19 protein-coding genes, 1 tRNA gene and 1 riboswitch are annotated in these 20,792 nt (G+C 39.6%); of the genes, 15 read left to right on the top strand and 5 right to left on the bottom strand.

Annotated features, from left to right (window positions below; genetic code table 11):
• Positions 1 to 81 precede the first annotated feature (81 nt).
• The gene (locus J3U73_RS06015) at positions 82 to 1,284 is read left to right on the top strand and encodes a tyrosine-type recombinase/integrase (RefSeq protein WP_267409844.1); all 1,203 of its coding nucleotides are present in this window, start codon (positions 82 to 84) and stop codon (positions 1,282 to 1,284) included.
• 122 nt (positions 1,285 to 1,406) lie between these two features.
• On the top strand, positions 1,407 to 2,060 hold the full coding sequence (locus J3U73_RS06010; RefSeq protein ID WP_267409843.1) for an HD domain-containing protein: 654 nt from the start codon (positions 1,407 to 1,409) through the stop codon (positions 2,058 to 2,060).
• A gap of 5 nt (positions 2,061 to 2,065) precedes the next feature.
• On the opposite strand, the gene J3U73_RS06005 is transcribed toward J3U73_RS06010, so the two are convergent.
• Positions 2,066 to 2,566: a methylated-DNA--[protein]-cysteine S-methyltransferase gene (locus J3U73_RS06005; protein WP_267392446.1), complete on the bottom strand. Its 501-nt coding sequence runs from the start codon at positions 2,564 to 2,566 to the stop codon at positions 2,066 to 2,068.
• A gap of 335 nt (positions 2,567 to 2,901) precedes the next feature.
• On the opposite strand from J3U73_RS06005, the gene J3U73_RS06000 reads away from it, so the two are divergent.
• The 6 genes from J3U73_RS06000 to J3U73_RS05975 all read left to right on the top strand — a co-directional run bounded on the left by J3U73_RS06000 (position 2,902) and on the right by J3U73_RS05975 (position 9,850).
• The gene (locus tag J3U73_RS06000; protein ID WP_103752250.1) at positions 2,902 to 3,993 is read left to right on the top strand and encodes a BMP family lipoprotein; all 1,092 of its coding nucleotides are present in this window, start codon (positions 2,902 to 2,904) and stop codon (positions 3,991 to 3,993) included.
• A gap of 125 nt (positions 3,994 to 4,118) precedes the next feature.
• A complete protein-coding gene (locus J3U73_RS05995; protein ID WP_220268515.1) occupies positions 4,119 to 5,189 on the top strand; it encodes a BMP family lipoprotein in 1,071 nt (356 codons plus the stop codon).
• Between the two features lie 79 nt (positions 5,190 to 5,268).
• Positions 5,269 to 6,804: an ABC transporter ATP-binding protein gene (locus J3U73_RS05990; RefSeq protein WP_103752252.1), complete on the top strand. Its 1,536-nt coding sequence runs from the start codon at positions 5,269 to 5,271 to the stop codon at positions 6,802 to 6,804.
• On the top strand, positions 6,797 to 7,942 hold the full coding sequence (locus tag J3U73_RS05985; RefSeq protein WP_267409842.1) for an ABC transporter permease: 1,146 nt from the start codon (positions 6,797 to 6,799) through the stop codon (positions 7,940 to 7,942). The genes J3U73_RS05990 and J3U73_RS05985 overlap by 8 nt, the downstream gene beginning before the upstream one ends.
• The gene (locus tag J3U73_RS05980) at positions 7,942 to 8,898 is read left to right on the top strand and encodes an ABC transporter permease (protein WP_103752254.1); all 957 of its coding nucleotides are present in this window, start codon (positions 7,942 to 7,944) and stop codon (positions 8,896 to 8,898) included. The genes J3U73_RS05985 and J3U73_RS05980 overlap by 1 nt, the downstream gene beginning before the upstream one ends.
• Positions 8,899 to 8,911: 13 nt before the next feature.
• Entirely contained in the window at positions 8,912 to 9,850 is a 939-nt protein-coding gene (locus tag J3U73_RS05975) for a nucleoside hydrolase (RefSeq protein ID WP_267392435.1), read from the top strand.
• A gap of 69 nt (positions 9,851 to 9,919) precedes the next feature.
• Here the strand turns inward: J3U73_RS05975 and J3U73_RS05970 are convergent, their stop codons facing one another.
• Together J3U73_RS05970 and J3U73_RS05965 are read right to left on the bottom strand one after the other, a co-directional pair.
• On the bottom strand, positions 9,920 to 11,236 hold the full coding sequence (locus J3U73_RS05970; protein ID WP_220268512.1) for a C1 family peptidase: 1,317 nt from the start codon (positions 11,234 to 11,236) through the stop codon (positions 9,920 to 9,922).
• Between the two features lie 144 nt (positions 11,237 to 11,380).
• Positions 11,381 to 11,809: an Hsp20/alpha crystallin family protein gene (locus J3U73_RS05965; RefSeq protein ID WP_103752257.1), complete on the bottom strand. Its 429-nt coding sequence runs from the start codon at positions 11,807 to 11,809 to the stop codon at positions 11,381 to 11,383.
• 212 nt (positions 11,810 to 12,021) lie between these two features.
• On the opposite strand from J3U73_RS05965, the gene greA reads away from it, so the two are divergent.
• The 3 genes from greA to J3U73_RS05950 all read left to right on the top strand — a co-directional run bounded on the left by greA (position 12,022) and on the right by J3U73_RS05950 (position 14,770).
• The gene (gene greA / locus J3U73_RS05960; RefSeq protein WP_103752258.1) at positions 12,022 to 12,483 is read left to right on the top strand and encodes a transcription elongation factor GreA; all 462 of its coding nucleotides are present in this window, start codon (positions 12,022 to 12,024) and stop codon (positions 12,481 to 12,483) included.
• Between the two features lie 80 nt (positions 12,484 to 12,563).
• Positions 12,564 to 13,877 (top strand): nucleotidyltransferase, encoded by a 1,314-nt coding sequence (locus J3U73_RS05955; protein ID WP_220234811.1) that lies wholly within the window; start codon positions 12,564 to 12,566, stop codon positions 13,875 to 13,877.
• A 230-nt stretch (positions 13,878 to 14,107) separates the two neighbouring features.
• Positions 14,108 to 14,770: a CPBP family intramembrane glutamic endopeptidase gene (locus J3U73_RS05950; protein ID WP_103752260.1), complete on the top strand. Its 663-nt coding sequence runs from the start codon at positions 14,108 to 14,110 to the stop codon at positions 14,768 to 14,770.
• A gap of 52 nt (positions 14,771 to 14,822) precedes the next feature.
• On the opposite strand, the gene J3U73_RS05945 is transcribed toward J3U73_RS05950, so the two are convergent.
• Positions 14,823 to 14,893 (bottom strand) — tRNA-Gly (locus J3U73_RS05945).
• Positions 14,894 to 14,991: 98 nt separating this feature from the next.
• Positions 14,992 to 15,597 carry an SOS response-associated peptidase family protein gene (locus J3U73_RS05940; RefSeq protein ID WP_220220175.1) on the bottom strand — a complete coding sequence of 202 codons (606 nt, stop codon included), beginning with the start codon at positions 15,595 to 15,597 and terminating at the stop codon, positions 14,992 to 14,994.
• Positions 15,598 to 15,693: 96 nt separating this feature from the next.
• Between J3U73_RS05940 and trpS the strand changes: the two genes are divergently transcribed.
• The 4 genes from trpS to mgtA all read left to right on the top strand — a co-directional run bounded on the left by trpS (position 15,694) and on the right by mgtA (position 20,792).
• On the top strand, positions 15,694 to 16,713 hold the full coding sequence (gene trpS, locus J3U73_RS05935) for a tryptophan--tRNA ligase (RefSeq protein ID WP_103752262.1): 1,020 nt from the start codon (positions 15,694 to 15,696) through the stop codon (positions 16,711 to 16,713).
• A 4-nt stretch (positions 16,714 to 16,717) separates the two neighbouring features.
• On the top strand, positions 16,718 to 17,197 hold the full coding sequence (locus J3U73_RS05930; RefSeq protein ID WP_103752263.1) for a deoxycytidylate deaminase: 480 nt from the start codon (positions 16,718 to 16,720) through the stop codon (positions 17,195 to 17,197).
• Positions 17,127 to 17,783, top strand: a complete 657-nt coding sequence (locus tag J3U73_RS05925; protein ID WP_244986816.1) for a TPM domain-containing protein — start codon at positions 17,127 to 17,129, stop codon at positions 17,781 to 17,783. Before J3U73_RS05930 ends, J3U73_RS05925 begins: the two co-directional genes overlap by 71 nt.
• Before the next feature lie 63 nt (positions 17,784 to 17,846).
• A riboswitch (M-box (ykoK) riboswitch) is annotated at positions 17,847 to 18,011 on the top strand.
• Between the two features lie 87 nt (positions 18,012 to 18,098).
• Positions 18,099 to 20,792, top strand: coding sequence for a magnesium-translocating P-type ATPase (mgtA, locus tag J3U73_RS05920; protein WP_416381479.1), 2,694 nt, complete (start codon positions 18,099 to 18,101; stop codon positions 20,790 to 20,792).

Below are 20,792 nucleotides of genomic sequence, written 5' to 3'. Positions count from 1 at the left end.
TAAAATGAGATAGAATAAAAGCAAGTGACTAATAACTAAGCTTTTATTTCTATCTTTTTTAATCAAGAAAGGTAGAAGATTATGATAAAGAAGGTAACGAAAGGAAAAAATAAGAATAAATATCAAGTAAGAATCCAACCAATCGATAAAAATACTGGGAAACGGATAAGTTGGCCGATTAGTTACGAGAAAACGAAAAAAGAAGCGGTAAAAGTCGAGCGTCAAATGTGGGCTGAATATGAATCTGGCCTTAATCCGAACAATGGGAAAGTGATATTCGCGGATGATTTTAAGCGTTATGTGGAATTGCGTTCTAAGTCAATTAGTGCTGTCACACTTAAGGCCTGGCTGGAGACGGTCAGATCGGTTAAAAGCTATTTTGGTAAAGCTAAAATTGATCAAGTAACTACTGCGCTGATTAATCAATATGCCCACGATTATGTCAAATTTCATCATGCCACTGTAAGTAACACTTCCAGCATTTCGAAAAGGTTAACTCATTTGCGCAATTATTTTAAATCTATTGAAGGTAAGGTAATTAAAGAAAATCCCATACCAGAAAATGCCTTGAAATTGTTTTTTAAACAGAGTGATTTTACTGTGGCTCAAGAATGGCGTATATTTACGGCCGATGAATTAGTCAAAATTAGGGAATCGATTATTGATGATTTGAAAAATGACTCTGTTGAAAATAATGGTAGCAAGTTAGCTATTCTGATTGAAAGCTACACAGGCATGCGCGTGGGCGAGTTGCAGGCTTTAAGATTTTCTAATATGGTAAAAAATGATAATTTCTGGACTTTTAAAATTGATGATAGTTGGTCAGATTTGAGCAAGTCCTTCAATGGTACGCTTAAGGCCCGTCCACAAGGCTATACTCGAACCTTATTGCCGATTCCCGCAAAAGTAATCGAACAAATAAAGGGGTACCATACTTTACAAGAAAATTTTTTAAAAAATCATGGTTTAATTAATCCTAAAAGATTAATTTTTCTTAATTTGCGAGATTATCGCCGAGCCAAAAAATGTGAACCTTTAACGCAAAGTGGACTGACTTATACATTTAAAGAAATTTGTCGCAAATTAGGAATTGATCCCAATGGTAAACGTATGAGCATCTATTCTTTCAGACATACGATCTGTACCAAATTGGCTAACACACCTGGAATATCATATCCATGGGCGGCAGAAAAAATGGGGCATACAGTTTCGATGTTTATGAAAACTTACGTTGGTGTCGATCCTGATATTAATAGCAGAATGTCCGAAATTTGGACGGCTTAAGAGTGCACACAGAACTGCACAATTAAATTTTTGAAATAGTTAAAAAATGTTGATAGCTAGGGATTAACAGCCACATGCTCAGGAGCTGGGAAGCGGCTTAGTGAAAGGAAGGGAAGATAAAGTTGGATTTAGATAAGATTACCAGTTTTGTTAAACAGCAATTAAAAGACGAAAAAACCGGGCATGATTTTTATCATGGTCGGCGAGTTGCCAATTTAGCTAGTCAAATGTATTTGCAGGATAACCCAGATGCACGACCTAATAGCCGCATGGTGGCAATTATTAAAGCAGGAGGGTATCTGCACGATACGATTGACGAAAAGATCTGTGCGGACCCTGAGGCGGTTATCGCGCAAATTAAACAGCTATTACCTCAGGCTGATTTTACTGAATTAGAAGTTCAGGATATTTTGTTTACGATTCAGCATATGTCTTTCTCCCAAAATATTGAGCATCATTACCAATTGCCGGTATCTGGTGAATATGTTCAGGATGCGGACCGAATTGAAAGCTTAGGAGCTATGGGAATTGCCCGTGCTTTTACCTATGGTGGTGCTCACGGAAATGCAATTTATGATCCTGAAATTAAGCCCCAGAAGTTGGTCAGTCACGATCAATATCGTGAACATACGGAAACAACGATCAATCATTTTTACGAAAAGTTATTCCAACTTGAAGATTTGATGAATACCGCTGGTGGTAAAAAAGAAGCACACAGAAGAACAGAATTCATGCGTGCTTTTGTTAAAGAATTTATGGCGGAATGGGATGTTTAAAAGTGCTACAGCGCCTGCTCCATTTGTAATAGGGCTTGTTTGCGCTCAATTCCGCCAGCATATCCAATTAATGAGCCATCCTGGCCAATAACCCGGTGGCAAGGAATAATCAGGGTAATAGGATTGTGACCAACAGCTCCGCCGATTGCCCGTGCCTTGTTAGTCTTTTTTGACTCCTGTTTTTGCAACTGGTCAGATAACTCTTTGTAAGTCGTAGTTTGCCCGTAAGGAACTTTTTGTAATTCCTGAAAAACTTGCTCACGAAAAAGTGTTACCTCTGGTTTGATTGGAATCGCGAATGGATCGGGCTGTTGCCCGCAGAAATATTCGGTTAGCCACTGTAATGTCAGTTTAAGTGGTCGCACTATTTTTTCATCCGCTTTTTCTAGCTGATAGTTTGCGCCGAAAAATTTTTGGTCATTAAACCATAGACCGAGTAAGTGCTGATCACTACTTAAAAGGATCATTTTGCCAAGAGGCGACTGATAGGTTGCTTTGTGTAAAATCTTGTTCATAAAATTTAACCGTTAATTTTTAGAGAACCACGTCAATCGTGGCTCTTTTTTTATTGCTAATATTTAAGCTTATTTTAGCCTAAAAGTTCTTACTTTAATAGCAAGTAAAAGGAATTTCCTATCAGGATAACTTTACATAAATTCGTAAAATCAAAAAAATTTTGTTTTTGTGCTTGTTGCATACAAAAATAGATAGCATTAAGCTTACATTCTGGTCTATACCAAATACAAACCGTATGATATCAACACTCTATGTTGTGCTGTTCTTTTGACATAGCTACTAAATATTGATATTTTAGGTAATGAAATAAACAGGAGGTCAAAAGATGAGGACGAATATTAAGAAGATTTTTTCACTTGCAACGGTGGCAGTTACGGCGGGGATTGCCCTGACGGCTTGTTCTGGTAAAAAACAGGGCGGTAGTGGTAATTCTACCAATAATGCTAAGCATTCAATTGCGCTGATTACTGATACTGCTGGTGTTAATGACAATTCATTTAATCAGTCAGCTTGGCGCGGCTTTAAGGCATACGGCAAAGAACATAACATCAAGCGTGGCCGTAATGGATACCAGTACTTCCAATCAAGCAGTGCAGCAGACTTCGAACCAAATTTTGACCAGGCAAGTAAGGCCGGTTATCAAACCATTTTTGGTATTGGTTATAGTCTAAAAGATGCTGTTAGCGCAGCTGCCAAAAAGGATCCCAAGAAAAACTTCGTTATTGTTGATGACGTGGTTAAGGGTCAAAAGAACGTTGCTTCTGCAAACTTCAAGAGTGAACAAGCTTCTTATTTAGCCGGTGTTGCTGCTGCTACCCAAACTAAGACTAATGTAATTGGTTTTATCGGTGGTGCACACAGTGATATTATTGACCTCTTCGACGCTGGCTTTACTAAAGGTGTGAATGACCAAGCCAAAAAGCTCCATAAGAAAATTACCCTGTTAAATCAATACGTTGGCAACTTTACTAGTGCTGATAAAGAAAAAGCAATTGCCCAATCAATGTACGCTAAAAAAGCGGATATTGTCTTCCATGCTTCGGGATTAGCCGGAAATGGTCTTTTCCAAGAAGCAAAAGCTATTAACCAGAACCGTGCTGCAGATAAAAAAGTTTGGGTTATCGGTGTTGATGTTGACCAATCATATCTCGGCAACTACAAGACTAAGGACGGTAAAAAAGATAATTTTGTCCTAACCTCCGTCATTACAGGCGTAAATGTAGCTACTCATGATATTGCCAACCGTGCATATAACGGTAAGTTCCCTGGTGGTAAGCAACTAGTTTACGGCCTTGATACAAATGGTGTTTCCATTATGCGTGGTCATATCAATGACACTGCATGGAACTATTCGCGGAAGGCACGCAGCGAAATTATTGCTGGTAAGATTAAAGTGCCAATTCACCCTGCTAAATAGTTCGCCTTTAACATAACTATGGTTTTTTAAGCCCTTTATATTACATCTTATTCTTGAAATTATACGTATTTTATAATAAAGTAGTTAATGAAAAGTTCGTATTTTGTGGAGGGTAAGAAAAAATTATGGGTAAGAAATTTACGAAGCTTTTGTCTTTAGGAGCACTTGCTGCGTCATTTACGTTGCTGGTGAGTGGTTGTTCTGGTAAAAAACAGAATTCAACCGCGCAAAGTAAAAAGGACAGTATTGCTTTAATTACAGATAGTAATGGTATCAACGACCAGTCTTTTAATCAGGCTGCTTGGGAAGGCTTTAAAGCTTACGGTAAAGAGCACAACTTGCAAAAAGGCAGTGGCTATCAATATTTCCAGTCAAATAGTGCCACTGACTACACGCCTAACTTTAATCAAGCTGCTAAGTCAGGCTATAAGACAATTTTTGGTATCGGTTATTTGTTAAAGGACTCTGTCAGCGCAGCTGCTAAAAAGAACCCGAAGAAAAACTTTGTAATTGTTGATGATGTGATTACTGGTCAAAAGAATGTTGCTTCCGTAACTTTTATGAGTAACCAGTCTTCATATTTAGGCGGAGTTGCTGCAGCGTACTCCACTAAGACTAACAAGGTTGGTTTTATTGGTGGTGCCAAGTCAGCGATTATTGGCTCATTTGAGAGCGGCTTTAAGCAAGGCGTTGAAGACGCAGCTAAGGCAATGCATAAGAAAATTACTGTCAGTTCCCAATATGTTGGCAACTTTACTTCGACTGATAAGGCTAAATCAATGGCGCAATCGATGTATGCAGATAAATGTGATGTGATTTTCCAAGCTGCTGGCTCTGCTGGAAATGGTGTTTTCCAAGAAGCAAAAGCACATAACCAAACACGTCTAGCTGATCAAAAAGTCTGGGTTGTTGGTGTTGATGTTGACCAGCAAAACATGGGCGAATATAAGGCAAAAGATGGTAAAAAAGCTAACTTTACTTTAACTTCAGTGCTGAAAGGCTTAAATGTTGTCACTAAATCTTTAGCTGATGACGCTGTTAAAGGTAAGTTCCCGGGTGGCAAGCATTTAGTTTACTCGTTAAAGGGTAACGGTGTTTCCGTCACTAAGGGTAACCTTTCGCCTAAAGCTTGGACAGCAGTCCAAAAGGCGAGAACAGAAATTATTGCTGGCAAAATTAAAGTTGCGCAAAATTAGCAGTTAGTTAAATGTTTTTAAGAACTCTTTGTGTATTAATATGCAAAGAGTTTTTTACAAAAGGAAATTAATAATTGAAATGAAAAATACGACTAATGTAATTGAGATGCGGCATATAGTCAAAGACTTTAACGGCTTTAAGGCTAATAATGATATTAACCTTACTTTGCAAAAAGGTGAGATTTTAGCCCTTCTTGGTGAAAACGGTGCGGGAAAGTCAACTTTGATGAGCATTTTGTCAGGACTGCTCATGCCAACTTCTGGTGAAATCATTGTTCGCGGGCAAAAAGTAGCAGTCAAAAATCCGACTGTAGCTAAGGATCTAGGAATAGGCATGGTTCACCAGCATTTTATGTTGATGAATTCATTTACGGTTTTGGAAAATATTATTTTAGGCCACGAAACGACTAAGGGCCCGAAACTTGATTTCAAAAAAGCCCAAAAGCAGATTGAGGAGTTATCTGCTCGGTATAATTTAAATGTTGATCCAAATAAAAAAGTGGGCGAAATAACAGTTGCCCAGCAGCAGAGAGTAGAAATATTGAAGGTTCTTTATCGCGGCGCTGATATTATGATTTTTGATGAACCCACTGCTGTTTTAACCCCGCAAGAAATAACCGAGTTTATTCAGATCTTGCAAGAATTGGCTAAAGAAGGAAAGTCAATCATCTTAATTACGCACAAGCTGGAAGAAATTAAGCGGGCTGCTGATCGGGTTACGGTTATCCGTGCTGGTAAAAGTGTGGGTACGTTTGAAGTAGCAGATGTATCTAATAATCGTTTGGCTGAGTTAATGGTTGGCCGTCATGTTGATATGCGACTGGATAAACCTGAAGCCAAGCTAGGTAAAACAACGCTTAAAGTTAGTGATTTAAAGGTAAAAAATAAGCAAGGCATTTTAACGCTTAAGGGCTTATCTTTTAACTTGCGTGCAGGTGAAATTTTAGGAGTTGCAGGAATTGATGGCAACGGTCAAGACGAATTAGCTCGGGCGTTAACTGGCATGCAGCACGTTGATTCAGGCAAGGTTATGATTAATGACGAAGACATGACTAACCAAAAGGTCCGCAAGATTACTGAAAAGGGCGTTTCTTATATTCCTTCTGATCGGCAAAAATACGGCTTGATTTTGCCATTTTCAATTTCTGATAATTTGGCATTACAAAATTATTACCGTGAGCCATACTCTAGCCATCATTTAATGCATTATGATGCCATTCACCAGCATGCTAATCAGTTGATTAAGAAGTTTGATATCCGAACTACAGGCAGCAATCTGCCAGTTAGTGACCTATCCGGCGGTAACCAGCAAAAAGTAATCATTGCACGTGAACTGAACCTTAATAGCGATTTAATTATTGCCTTTCAACCAACGCGTGGACTTGATGTTGGTGCAATTGAGTATATTCATAAACAGCTGCTTCTTGAACGGGCTAAGGGTAAAGCAATTTTATTAATTTCCTATGAGCTAGATGAAATTATGCAGTTGTCTGATCGAATTATTGTTCTTCATGACGGTAAGATTTCCGGTGAAGTAAAACCCGAAACAACCAGTGATGAAGAATTAGGCTTGTTAATGACGGGTATCAAGAAAGAAGGCAACGCTCTTGCTTAAAGTAAATCCCAAAACTAAAAAAATCTTAGTACCAATTATTTCAATTCTCGCCGGCTTTTTAGTTGGTGCTTTAATTATGCTTATATGGAGCTATAATCCGTTTGAAGCATATGCGTCAATGTTTTCGAGTGCTCTGGGCAATATGAATGGAATCGGTGAAACTATTCGTGAAGCTACACCGCTGATTTTTACGGCTATTGGTTTTGCCATTGCCTCTAGCGCCGGCTTTTTCAATATCGGGTTACCCGGACAGGCACAAGCTGGCTGGCTAACTTCAATTTGGGTGGTGCTTGCTAATCCTAATATGCCTAAGGCATTATTGCTGCCACTTGCAATTATTGCCGGGATTGCTGCCGGTGCATTAGTTGCCGGAATTGCCGGCTGGCTGAGGGCTCAGTTTGGGACCAACGAAGTGATTACTACGATTATGTTGAACTATATTGTGCTTTATTCTTGCCAGTATTTAATGCAGCAGATTATGCCGAAAACGATGAGAATTGATACGGACACAACTAAAACAATTGCTGCTAATGGTAGTTTGAAAATTGACTGGCTCAGCTCGATGTTTGGCGATTCGCGGATTAATGCGGGAATTTTCTTAGCTATTATTGGCGTGTTCATTTATTGGTACTTAATGAAAAAGACAACCACCGGCTTTGAAATTCGGTCGGTTGGTGCTAACCCATTTGCCAGCCGCTATGCCGGAATGTCGACGAAGAAAAATATTTTGTATTCAATGCTTTTATCCGGTGGTTTTGCCGGCTTAGGCGGTGTTGTTCAGGGATTAGGAACATATCAAAATTACTTTACCCAGACAACTAGCTTGGATATCGGTTGGGACGGTCTTTCTGTTGCCTTACTGGGTGGTGGAACTGCCATTGGCATCCTGTTAGCAGCAATTTTATTTTCAATTTTAAAAATTGGTGGTTTGGGGATGCAGACGATTGCCGGGATTCCTTATGAAATAGTTTCAATTGTGATTGCAGCAATTATCTTCTTTGTGGCGATTCAATATGTGATCGGCTTGCTCTTTAAAAATAAACGGGTAACCGCCAGTGACTCACAGCAAGAAGAAAAGATAGCTAGTACTCAGGATAAGGCACCAAGTGCAACCAGCACTGAAGGAGGACGAAACTAATGAATTTGCTTACCATTTTATCTTTATTGGTGTCTTCCACCTTCGTTTACTCAACGCCGCTAATCTTTACTTCACTAGGTGGCGTTTACAGTGAAAATTCTGGGATTACAAACGTTGGCCTTGAAGGAATTATGACCATGGGCGCTTTTGCCTCAGTAGTCTTTAACCTGACTTTTGCATCCACCTTTGGCAAAGCCACCCCTTGGCTAGGGTTAATTGTTGGTGGAATAGTCGGTTTAGTATTTTCACTGCTTCATGCGGTAGCAACAATTAACTTCCATGCGGATCATGTCATTAGTGGGACGGTTTTGAACTTGATGGCTCCACCACTCGGCGTCTTTCTCGTTAAAGCGATTTATGATAAAGGTCAAACCGAAAACATTACGCAAAGTTTTGGCTATTTCAGCTTTCCTGGCTTGGCCAATATTCCAGTAATTGGACCAATTTTCTTTAAAAACACTTCTGCACCTGCTTGGCTGGCAATTATTGTTTCTATTTTGTTATGGTGGATTTTATATAAAACCCGTTTTGGCTTGCGTTTACGTTCTTGTGGTGAGAATCCCCAAGCAGCTGATACAATGGGAATTAACGTTTACGCCATGAGATATGCGGGCGTTCTTATTTCTGGTTTCTTAGGAGGAATTGGTGGGGCAGTTTTTGCACAGGCCATTTCTGGTAATTTTTCCATCTCAACTATTGTGGGACAAGGTTTTATGGCGTTAGCCGCAATGATTTTTGGTAAATGGAATCCGCTTGGAGCAATGCTGGCATCATTATTCTTTGGCTTTGCGCAAAGTATTAGTATTATTGGTAACCAGCTGCCATTTTTCAATCATATCCCATCAGTTTATATGCAAATTGCACCGTATGTAATTACGATTGTCATTTTGGTATTATTCTTTGGTAAATCAGTTGCACCCGCAGCAGACGGACAAAATTATATTAAGTCAAAATAAGGAGAACAAATGAATGAAAGAAATTTATTTTAATCATGATGGTAATATCGACGATCTAGTGTCGTATTTGCTTTTCTTACTCGCACCCGATATTAAATTGCTTGGCGTCAGTGCAATTGATGCCGACGGTTATATTGACCCGTCTGTGGAAGTTTGCCGCAAAATGACGGATCGGTTTAATTTAAGAGGAGACCAATTAGCAATAGCAAAGTCCAATTCTCGGGCGGTCAATCAATTCCCGGCCGATTGGCGAACAGCGTCCTATTCTTTTAACTCCTTGCCGCTATTAAATGAGGCTGGCAAGATGACGACTAAAGAAGCTGATCAACCAGCTCATCTTGATATCGTAACTAAACTGGAGAATGCCCAAAAGCCAGTGACGCTGGTAATGACGGGCCCGCTGACCGACTTGGCACGTGCACTTGATGCCGCCCCAGCAATTGAAGATAAAATTGCCAAGCTTTACTGGATGGGTGGCTCGCTTGATGGTCATGGCAATGTGGTTCAAGTTAACGCTGATGGTACCCAAGAATGGAATGCCTTTTGGGATCCGTTTGCGGTTGAACGCGTTCTTAAGTCAAATATTGCAATGGAAGTTATCGGCCTTGAAAGTAGTGAGGAGTTGCCTTTAACGGACGAATTGAAGATGCACTGGGCAAGTTTACGCAAGTATCCTGCAATTGATTTAGTGGGGCAGGCTTATAGTCTCCTCGTTAATCCGCCAATTCAAACGATGCAACTCTACTTCTGGGATGTTCTAACGGCAATTAGTGCTCTTTATCCTGAAGTAGTTTTAGCTTCAGAAAAAAGGCGGGTTAAGGTAATTACAACCGGAACTGCAGCCGGGCGAATGGAAGATGATCCTAACGGCCGCGAGATTACCTTGGTAACTAAAGCTGACAAGAAGCTGTTTTTCAAGAAATTTGACGAAATTCTGATGCGGGCAGAATAAGTTTGATAATGATAAAAAAAGACGAAATTCGTTTAACGAGTTTCGTCTTTTAAGTTATATAAATTTAGTTTAGGCGATTGAATCCCATGCTGGCAGGTCAGTTACTGGACCTTCGGCTAAGGCAACTTGTTCAGAAGTTAGGTACTTTTTGTGGACAACTACTTCATAAACATATTCTTTAAACCATTTGTCGTTCATAACGAAGAAGCCTTTGTCACCGTTCTTTTCGCCCCAGGAGTTTTCGACTTTCCACTGGCGAATTTGGCCTTTATCTTCATCGACACCAACTAATACCATTGCATGGCTGGCGTAACCTGAACCGGTCCGTAGACGGTCAGCTTTTGACATGCTGAGATCGACGCCGTATAAGTCACTGTACTTGTACAAATCGCTGTCAAGATATCCTTGCTTGCGGTCGCTTTGAACAAGGACATCATTACCAAACCAAACAGCTTCACCATCTTTTAACTGGTTAACAGCGTAAGTTTCTAAGTATTCCATCGGTACATTCAAGAACTTAATTCTGCAGACGCCGCCAACATTATCAGCAAATGGAATGCCGTACAACTTGTTATATTCACGATCAGGAGCGTTAGTTAAAACAACGTAATCATTAAAGTCAACCTCGCCCATGTACTTGTGCAAAAATTCAAGTGGTGTCAAGTCTTTGTCCAAGTGGTACTTCTTGTCATCATCGCGGTATTCAAGGTCAAATTTCTTTGGTGGCTCACCGACTGCAATTGCCGTCATCTGGTAGACTTCACTTAAAAATTGCTCGCGTGCTTGCTCGACTTCTTCGTCTTTGCCTGCTTGCTTCAATTCCCGCAATACTAATGCATCTTTTCTCAATTTATCGCCTAAAGTCTTGCCAAACGCATCAGTGTTATTGGCGTTGAAACTTTCAGGCATGGCGTATGACGGAACGACACCATATTTTTCGATTAAAGCAGCACCCATATGAAAATGTCCGCCATCTTCGCCGGCCCCGCCTAAGATGGCTTCAACCGTCCGTGAATTTAATTTTTCATCAGCGGTAGCCAAAATGTTGTCATAAAAAGTGTTGGCACGTTCAATTTTGTCCCAGAAAAAATTATAACTTTGTGAAAAAGTAAAATTCTTGCAGTGATATTTTTTACCAAATTGATGACGCAGTATGTTCAGAGTGGCAAATTCCCAACAGCGGCCTGAATGAAGCTGATTAGTAACATTTTCAGTATCTAATTCTGTTGAAAAAACACGTGTTAGTTCATTTTGAACCCGCTCGTTATAAGCTGCCATCGAAACGCCGCTTTTTTGAGCAGCACGGGCAACAACCTGATTTTTGGGGTTGTCATTAAAATTGTTCGCAAACTTTTCAAGCTCTTGAACAGTGATTTTGTGTCCCATTAATAATTCTCCTTTTTTAATCTAATTTTAAATTACTTTATATTTTAAGCCAAAAGAAAAACGGGTTCAATAGCTGAACTCGTTTTAGAGAATTATTTGTATTGGCAACTTATCTTGAACTTCTTGCAATCTTTATTAAATAAGTTAATCAATTTGAATTGAATTATCACTTTGACCAGAACTTTGTTTTGGTAAAGTAATAGTCAATACACCATTATCATACTTTGCATGGATCTCACTTGCAACCACATTTGGTAATCTGAAGCTGCGAGAAATGTGACCTTCGCTTCTTTCACGGTGAATAAGACTATTATTCTTATCATTAGATAGGTCTTTGAATGATTTTCTAGAGCCTGATACGCTCAAAATGCCGTTATTGTAGTTTAAGTTAATATCGTTTTTATCCATTCCAGGCATGTCTACTTTGATAATGTATTCTTTATCATTTTCAACAACGTCTGATTGCATTAATTTGGCCATATCGCCATCGTCAAAAAATTTTCTTGGAAGATCAAACCAATCGTTCATCGCATCAAATAAGTCATTGTGCCGATTCATCATATCATTTGCCATAGTAAAAAGCTTCCTTTCAAATTTAATTAAGTTTTGTAATGGGATGTTTGCTATTTCCTCATTACAGTTATTATTATAGTACCTAGAAAATTAAAATTAAAGTATTTAGCACTCTTTATTTTCGAGTGCTAAAAATAAAAGCTGAAAACTATTGTGGCAGTAATAATAGCTTGTGGAAAATTTTTTTCTAACAAACAAAAGGAGTAAAAATATTGGTTTATTATCAGAAAATGACGCCGGAAGGTTACCAAAAAATTAAGAACGAAATAGCTGAATTGAAAAAGGATCGTCCGCGCAGAATTAAGATTTTGCAAGAGGCCCGGGCACTGGGTGACTTGTCGGAAAATACTGAATACACTGAGGCTAAGCGTGATCTGGGTCACTTACAAAGCCGCGTGCGGTACTTAGAAAAACAACTAAAATATGCTGATGTTGTTGATAAAACCGCTGATGGGAAGGTTGACCTTGGTAAGACAGTCACACTTAAATTTGATGATGATGACGAAACAGAGAAGTATAAAGTAGTTGGCCGGATGGAAGCAGATATTGCCGACGGAAAGGTTGCGTTTGATTCACCTCTTGGGCAAGCAATAATGAAAAAAGAGGTGAATACGACAGTTAGTGTAATGGCGCCTGCGGGAGAATATCACGTTACTATTATGGCAATTGACTAAATTTTGCACTTGATTAATCGAACTAGCGTTTGTATAATTAACTTTAGACGAACAAAGGTTTGTAACAAGGAGTGGAAAAAATGTATGATTATCGTTATGAACCCCACCGCGTAGTGTTTATGATTGATAATAAGTCATTTTTTGCAAGCTGTGAGGCGCTAGAACTAGGACTTAATCCCATGAAGGCTGTGCTGGCAGTGGTGTCCCATCAGCCTGATAGCAAGTATGGTTCAGGGTTAATTATGGCGGCTTCTCCTTTAGCAAAAGCAAAGTATGGTTTAACTAACGTGATGCGTGTGCGTGATTTGCCCACTAAAAAAGATGCACCTGATTTATTGCTGGTTGATCCGCACATGAATTTATATATTAAGCGCAGCATGCAAGTGCTGGATATATTTCGTGAGTATGCGGCGGATGAAGATATTCATGCGTATTCAATTGATGAGAGCATGATTGATATGACTAAATCTTGGCATTTGTTTGGGGATGATCCCTATTTAGTCGCACGTAAAATTCAGTGTGAGATTAGGGATAAGTTGGGCTTATACACTACCTGCGGAATTGGCGAAAATCCGCTTCTTGCCAAACTAGCAATGGATATTTCTGCTAAGCACCGCCATTCAATGATTGACTATTGGCATTATATTGATGTTCCCGATACAATTTGGCGAATTACTGATATGGAAGAAGTCTGGGGAATTGGCAAAAGAACAGCGCATCATCTGCGGCGTTTGCATATCAATAATATGTATGAATTAGCACATACCGATCCCGCAATTTTGAAGAAAGAATTTGGCGTAATTGGCGAACAATTATTTGCAATGAGCTGGGGTGTTGATCGCAGTATTATTAGCGAAAAGTTTTTTCCAAAAATGAAAAATTATGGTAACTCGCAAATTTTAACCAAGGATTATACTAATCAGCGTGAACTCGAAATTGTTTTGCGTGAAATTGGTGAGCAAGTCGCTGCCAGAATTCGTGCGCATAAGCTTCAAACCCAATGTGTTAGCTTGTATGTTGGTTTTTCGCAGTATAAACCGACAGGCGATCGAACAGGCTTCAATGTTCAGCGGAAAATTTCACCGACTAATGACAATGATTTACTCGTACAAGAAATACTGGCTTTGTTTCGCAAAAATTGGCGTGGTGAAACAGTTCGGGCACTGGGAGTCAGCTGCAGCAGGCTCATTCCGGATACTTGTCAGCAATTAACCTTTTTTATGCAGCCTTCTACCCAAATAAAGAAACGTAAAATTGATGAAACGATTGACCAAATAAGGCGAAAATATGGCTTTAAAAGTTTGGTTAAAGCTTCCAGTCTAATGGAAGGCGCTACGGCAATAAGACGTAGCAGCCTAGTGGGTGGTCATAATGGCGGAAACGCGTACGAATAATTTTGATAAAGTAGCCATGTATCGCTTAGCTGACTGTTACCAAAAGCATTTGCGCTTATTCAGTATTGCCGAGAAAAATCCTTTTTAAAATAAGCACTTAGGCTTGGTTTGAGTGCAAGATGCTAACAATAAAAAGCAAACTGAAAAATCTAAGCTGGCGTTTCATAAAATTAGCTTTTTTTGCTATAATATGGAATTTGTAAGGTACATATAGGATAGAGGTAATTTTAGTGAATACACCAGCATCAAGAGAGGGCAACCTTATACGCTACATCGTTTATTTTATTGGTTATTTAATGGTTGCTGGCGTAATCAAGTTAGTTGCTAAAAATTCGCCAATCCATATCTGGGATCTGATTTTATTTGCAACAATTTCTTTGATGATATTACTATTTTTTATTTATCGGTTTAACCGTGAACAGCGCTTTTTTGACCGAAGTTTTTCTGGCTCCTGGCTTAGCAATTTTGGTCTGATTATCAGCTTAACGATAGTTGTGACCGCCTTGCGAATTTGTACTGCCTGGTTGCAGTCTTATGGCAAAATTAAATTCTATGGTTTTCAAATTGCTTATTTGCAGCATGAATCTGTCGCGACCTATTGGTTCCTAGTGGTAGCAGTCGGCCTGGTTTTGCCAATTTTGCAGGAATTTTTGACAACTGGCTTTTTATTTAATTATGCTTTCCGTAGTAATACGGTGGCAACAGCCATTTTAGGAATTATTACTTCTGGTATCTTATTTAGTCTGCTTAACTGGCAAAGCTCTGTCCCCTTGCTGGTGGTTAATGCACTATTTGGGGCAATTTTTGCTTGGTCGTACTTATATACGCAAACAATGTGGATGCCAGTCTATTTAGCGGCATTAAATGGCGTTATTTTACTAATTATGACCTAATTTATGAACAACAAAAAAGGCAATGGTGTTTAAATCATTGCCTTTTAATTTAAGCGGATAGCGTGAATCGAACCCGCATCTTCAGCTTGGGAAGCTAACGTTCTACCATTAAACTATACCCGCATTACTGAATAAGTTTACCATTTTTTAGCGGTAAAACCAAGCTTTGTTTTTGGTCTAATGCAAGAAGTTAGCTTTAAGTGTAGTTGGGTAAGAAAAATTTACTTTCGGTTGGGTACTTTGGCGGAAGTTAAGCTTATTTGCTTGCGATCGACTAAGCTAGAAAAGTCCTGAAAAAGCCACTGGCGCAGTTCACTAGGTGCAATAATTAGTGGCATGCGGTCATGTACCGGTGCCATAACAGAATTTGGCTTAGTAGTTGCCATTGAAAAATAATCATTTTGATAAATCCCAGCGATTAAAGTTAATGGTTCATCTGGATTATGAAAGGTAAACCGTTCGTGATACTGGTGTTTGTTGGTGGCAGTGTAAGTTTTACGCCCAGATTCGAAGAACTGATTAGCAATGATGATGCACCTTGACTTAGCAAAGGAAGAATCCCACATCGACCGCTTTTTTTCGAAGAAGCGCTCAATGCGAGCGTTAAAAACAACCTTTTTGTGGTCAAATGGACTGGGATATCCCCAGGTTTTAGGAACCAGCTCCAAGCGATTATCTTGATAAAGCAGCACTGGCGCAATCCCTTTAGGAAAAACGCTACAGTTTTCAGGAAAGTCAAATGATGGTTCTTCTAAAGGTAAATGAAGGTCACTAACTAAATACTTTTTGGTATCTGCCAAACTTGGCAGTTGAAATTGATTGCACATTTTATCCTCCATATTTAATCATTGCTTAATTTTTGGTAGAATTAACTGTAATTATCACATTAAAGCAGGTTTTATTTTTAGGAAAGGTTAAAGACAATGAATAAAAAAGTTATCCTTACAGGTGACCGCCCAACGGGAAAGTTGCACGTAGGTCATTATATTGGTTCGTTGAAAAACCGCGTGCTGCTACAAAATTCAGGTGAGTATCATCCGTATATTATGATTGCCGATACGCAGGCGTTAACTGATAACGCTCGTGATCCTGAAAAAATTCGGGCTAGTCTAATCCAAGTTGCCCTAGATTATCTGGCTGTGGGGATTAATCCTGAAATTTCAACTATTTTTGTTCAGTCTCAGATTTCCGCCTTATTCGAGCTTACTGCTTATTATATGGACTTAGTGACTGTTAGTCGCCTAGAACGCAACCCAACAGTTAAGGCCGAAATTAAGCAAAAAGGCTTTAACGATTCAATTCCAGTCGGATTTTTGAATTATCCAGTTTCACAAGCAGCCGATATAACTGCTTTTAAAGCAACACTTGTACCGGTAGGAGACGACCAAGAACCAATGCTTGAACAGGCACGAGAAATTGTTCGCACCTTTAATCGGGTATATCACTGCAATGTTTTGGTTGAACCGGAAGGTTACTTTCCAGAAAAAGGCCAGGGTCGGTTGCCAGGGCTGGACGGCAATGCAAAAATGTCGAAATCTTTGGGTAATGCAATTTATTTATCGGATGACGCTGCAACAGTTCAGAAAAAAGTGATGTCGATGTATACTGATCCTGATCATATTCATGTCGAAGATCCAGGTAAGGTAGAAGGCAATACTGTATTTACTTATCTTGATATTTTTGATCCTGACAAGAATAAAGTAGCAGAATTGAAGGAAGAATACCAAAAAGGCGGCTTGGGTGACGTTAAAATTAAGCGCTATTTAAATACCGTTTTAGAAAATGAGTTGGAGCCAATTCGTCAGCGTCGCGCACGCTACGAACAAAATCAGGATGAAGTTTACGAAATGCTGATTGAAGGCTCGAAAAAAGCTAATGAGGTTGCCAATCAGACTTTGGATGAAGTTCGTGATGCAATCGGTTTGAATTACTTTAAGAGGTAAAAAAATGCACAACCGGATTCCTTGGAAGCAGTATTTTATGATGCAGGCACTGGTAATTGCCCAGCGCTCAACTTGTGACCGTGCTCTTGTTGGCAGTGTTTTGGTCAAGGATAATCGGATTATCGGGACGGGTTATAACGGTTCGGTTACTGGTGAGCCCCATTGCGATGATGTCGGTCACCAGCTCGTTGATGGGCACTGCGTAAGAACGATTCATTCCGAGATGAATTCACTGATTCAATGTGCGCGCAATGGTGTTTCAACTGATAACACAGAAATTTATGTAACACACTTTCCTTGCTATAATTGTGCTAAGGCTCTTGTTCAAGCGGGTATTAAACGAATCAATTATTATTTTGATTACCATGATAGTCCGCTGGCAATTGCACTATTTAAAGATTGTGGGGTTCCTTATGAACAAATTAAAATTGACCGTAAATATGTGGAGCAATTGGCACATAAATTGGAGGAAGCTGAGAACTAAGCTGACTTTGCTAACAGCTTTACTGGGCATTTTTTTCACGATGACTGCTTTTTCTAACCCATATGTTCATGATAATGGGCATTTATTAGAAAAGAAAACGAGTAAGCTGATTAAGGAAAAAAATGATCGCTACCTGCAAACAAGCGAGCAACCAGTAATCATTGTAAAAACGGTCAATCGGGTTGACCATTTAACACCCAAAAAGTTAAACAAATATAAGCGGACAGTTTTTATTGTTGTAGGTAGTGCCAACAAGAAACGTAATGTGCAAATCTATTCAAGTAAAGATTTGCACGGTGCTTTTACGGCTGACGTTAGGGGAACGATTATCCGCTCGCAGTCTAACCAATTGCGAAGTAATAACAAAAAAGAATTTAACCGTGGATTGCGCTTTGTCTTTCGTGCCTGTGCGACCACGATTGATCAGCGCTACCAGTACGCGTTAGATAAATATGATCTTTCAAGTGAAGAGCGTGCTCAACTGTCACATCCGCGTCGACTTGCCTTACCAATTGCGCTTTGTCTAGTTATAGTAATTGGCGGCTTAATGTACTTCTTTAGAAATAACCTGCATTTGAAAAAATAAGTAAAAAGGTTGACTTAATGCGCAGTTTTGTATTACACTCACAATGCAAATTAAATAAGTAAACAAATAAACTGTTAGGTGAGACTCCTACGTGAACATATGCTATCGCCCGGAAACATCCAGAGATGCCAACGAGTTAAATAGTTTCCGTCGACATAAGGCGGTAACCAGATAGCTAGCTATAGGCTTACGTTGCGTAGTGTTAAAACTGAACGACGAGTATAATGATACCTTGTTTAAAAGGGGGTCACCAGCGGCAGCTTAGGTGGGTCCCTTTTTAGTTTGTTTGCGTTTTTGGAAAAAGGGAGAGTGAGAATGATGCTGAGAAAACCAAGTGAGACAACCAGCAACAAAGATCTAGCATTGGTCAAAGCAATTGCTAATGAAGGCAGATCAGAGACCTTAGCAAGACTGCATGCTAGCAGTAATGGTTTATCCACAAGGCAGGCAGAAAAAAATCGCGCGGAATATGGGGCAAATACGATTGCGTCCAATAAGCATAATTCTAAGTTACGTTTCTTAGCGGAAGCATTTATTACGCCGTTTACATTAGTACTGCTGGTCTTAGCGACCCTGTCGCTATTTACGGATTACATCTTTGTTCCTGCTGGTGAAAAAGATTTAACAACTGTTGCCATTATGCTAATAATGGTATTCATTTCTGGGATTACAAGTTTTATTCAAAATGTCAGGTCTTCAAATGCGGTTGATTCATTATTGAAGATGGTTTCCGTAACAACTGACATTATCAGAGACGGTAAAGACCAGGAAATTGATACCAGTGAAGTGGTAGTAGGAGACGTCATTCGTCTGGCTGCTGGTGATATGGTGCCAGCAGATATGCGCTTGTTGTCAAGCAAAGACCTCTTTTGCTCTTCAAGTTCTCTTAACGGTGAATCTAATCCGGTTGAGAAAATTGCGACTAAAAAGCCCAAGATTGGTGCTGACCGTGACTATCTGGATTACCCTAATATTCTTTATGAGGGGACGACAATCGTTTCGGGTTCAGGCTTAGGTGTCGTGTTTGCGACAGGCGAACGAACCATGTTTGGTAAGCTTGCTCATGATATTTCACACCACGATGTTAAAAATACTGCCTTTGATGTTGGCATTAAAAATGTCTCCAAGCTGTTAATTATTATGACGGCAATTATTGCTCCGCTTGTTTTTATTATTAACGGTTTGACTAAGGGCGATTGGGTTAACGCACTGATTTTCTCAATTGCAACCGCTGTTGGTTTAACGCCAGAGATGCTGCCCGTTATTGTGACGACTAACCTTGTTAAGGGTTCAATCGAAATGTCGAAAAAGGGCACAATCGTCAAAAAGATGAATTCAATCCAAAACTTCGGTTCAGCTGATATCCTATGTACGGATAAAACTGGAACTTTGACGCAGGACAAAGTTGTTTTGGAGCGGCATTATGACTTAAATTTACACGAAAATTCCACTATTTTGGAACTGGGTTACCTCAATTCTTACTACCAAACGGGGATGAAAAATCTAATTGATAAGGCCATCATTGAAGCTGCTGGTGATGAGCTTGATATCAATGAAATTCAGCGTGATTATAACAAAATTGATGAGATTCCATTTGACTTCTCTCGTAGAAGAATGAGCGTTGTTGTGGAAAATTCTGACCGTGAGCACGGCGAACACCTACTTGTGACTAAAGGTGCGTCCGAGGAAATGATTGCTGTTTCCACTAAGATCGAGGTTGACGGACAGATTTTGCCATTAACACCTGAACGCAAGCAGAAAGTAATGGCAAAAGTCAATGACATGAATGATGACGGCTTACGGGTAATTATGCTTGCTTACAAGCGTAATCCTGCTCCAGTAGGCGAATTCTCGGTCAAAGATGAAAGCGACTTAATCCTTTGTGGTTTCTTAGCATTCCTTGATCCACCTAAGGAAAGTGCTAAAGATGCTTTGGCTAGACTTAAAAAGGATGGGATCACCGTTAAGATTTTAACTGGTGATAATGAAGCCGTTACAAGAACTGTGGGCCTGCAAGTTGGGCTCAATGTCGACACGGTTTATTCCGGTGCTGATTTAGAAGGCAAAAAGCCGGAAGAATTAGCTAAAATGGTAGAAGAATGCAATATCTTTGTTAAGTTATCGCCAGAAGATAAAACCAATATTATTAACTTGCTCAAGCAAAATGGTCATACCGTCGGTTATATGGGAGACGGTATCAATGACGCGCCAGCAATGAAGGCCGCTGATGTATCGATTTCTGTGGATACTGCGGTGGATATCGCTAAGGAATCCGCTGATATTATTTTGCTGCATAAAGACTTAAATGTGCTGGAAACCGGAGTAAGAATCGGGCGCAAAGTATTTGGCAACACGATGAAATACATTAAGATAACTTTATCTTCCAATTTCGGTAATATTTTATCAATCATGGTGGCTTCGTCATTCTTGCCATTTTTGCCAATGTTGCCATTACAGTTACTAGTTTTAGATTTGCTTTACGGCACAAGCTGCTTGTCGTTACCATTTGATGACATGTCAAATGAATTTTTAAGTGAGCCGCGTAGTTGGTCGACGAAAAAATTGCCTAAATTTATGTTTTATTTTGGGCCAACATCATCAATATTTGATATTTTGACTTTTGGCTTACTCTTCTTTGTGATTTGTCCACACCTTGTTGGTGGCAGCTATCAATCGCTTAATCCGGCACAGCAAGCTGCCTTTATTGCATTGTTCCACACTGGTTGGTTCATTGAATCATTGTGGACGCAAGAAATGGTTATTCATGCATTGCGGGACCCACGCTTGCCGTTTATTGGTCAACATGCTGCACCTGGCGTAACGCTAGCAACTTTTGGTGCCGGCGTCATTGGGACACTAATTCCGTTTTCATTTCTTGCAAATAAATTGGGCTTTGGCAAAATGCCCGTCAGCTTTATTTGGGTAGTTTTGGCAATTCTTGTTCTTTATATCCTGTTAACAACGATTGTTAAGCACTTCTACCTTAAAAACGAAAAGTTTTTAATCTAA

The organism is Lactobacillus sp. B4005 (assembly GCF_026536045.1).
GTDB lineage: Bacteria > Bacillota > Bacilli > Lactobacillales > Lactobacillaceae > Lactobacillus > Lactobacillus panisapium.
This window is presented reverse-complemented; position numbering and strand designations above follow the sequence as displayed.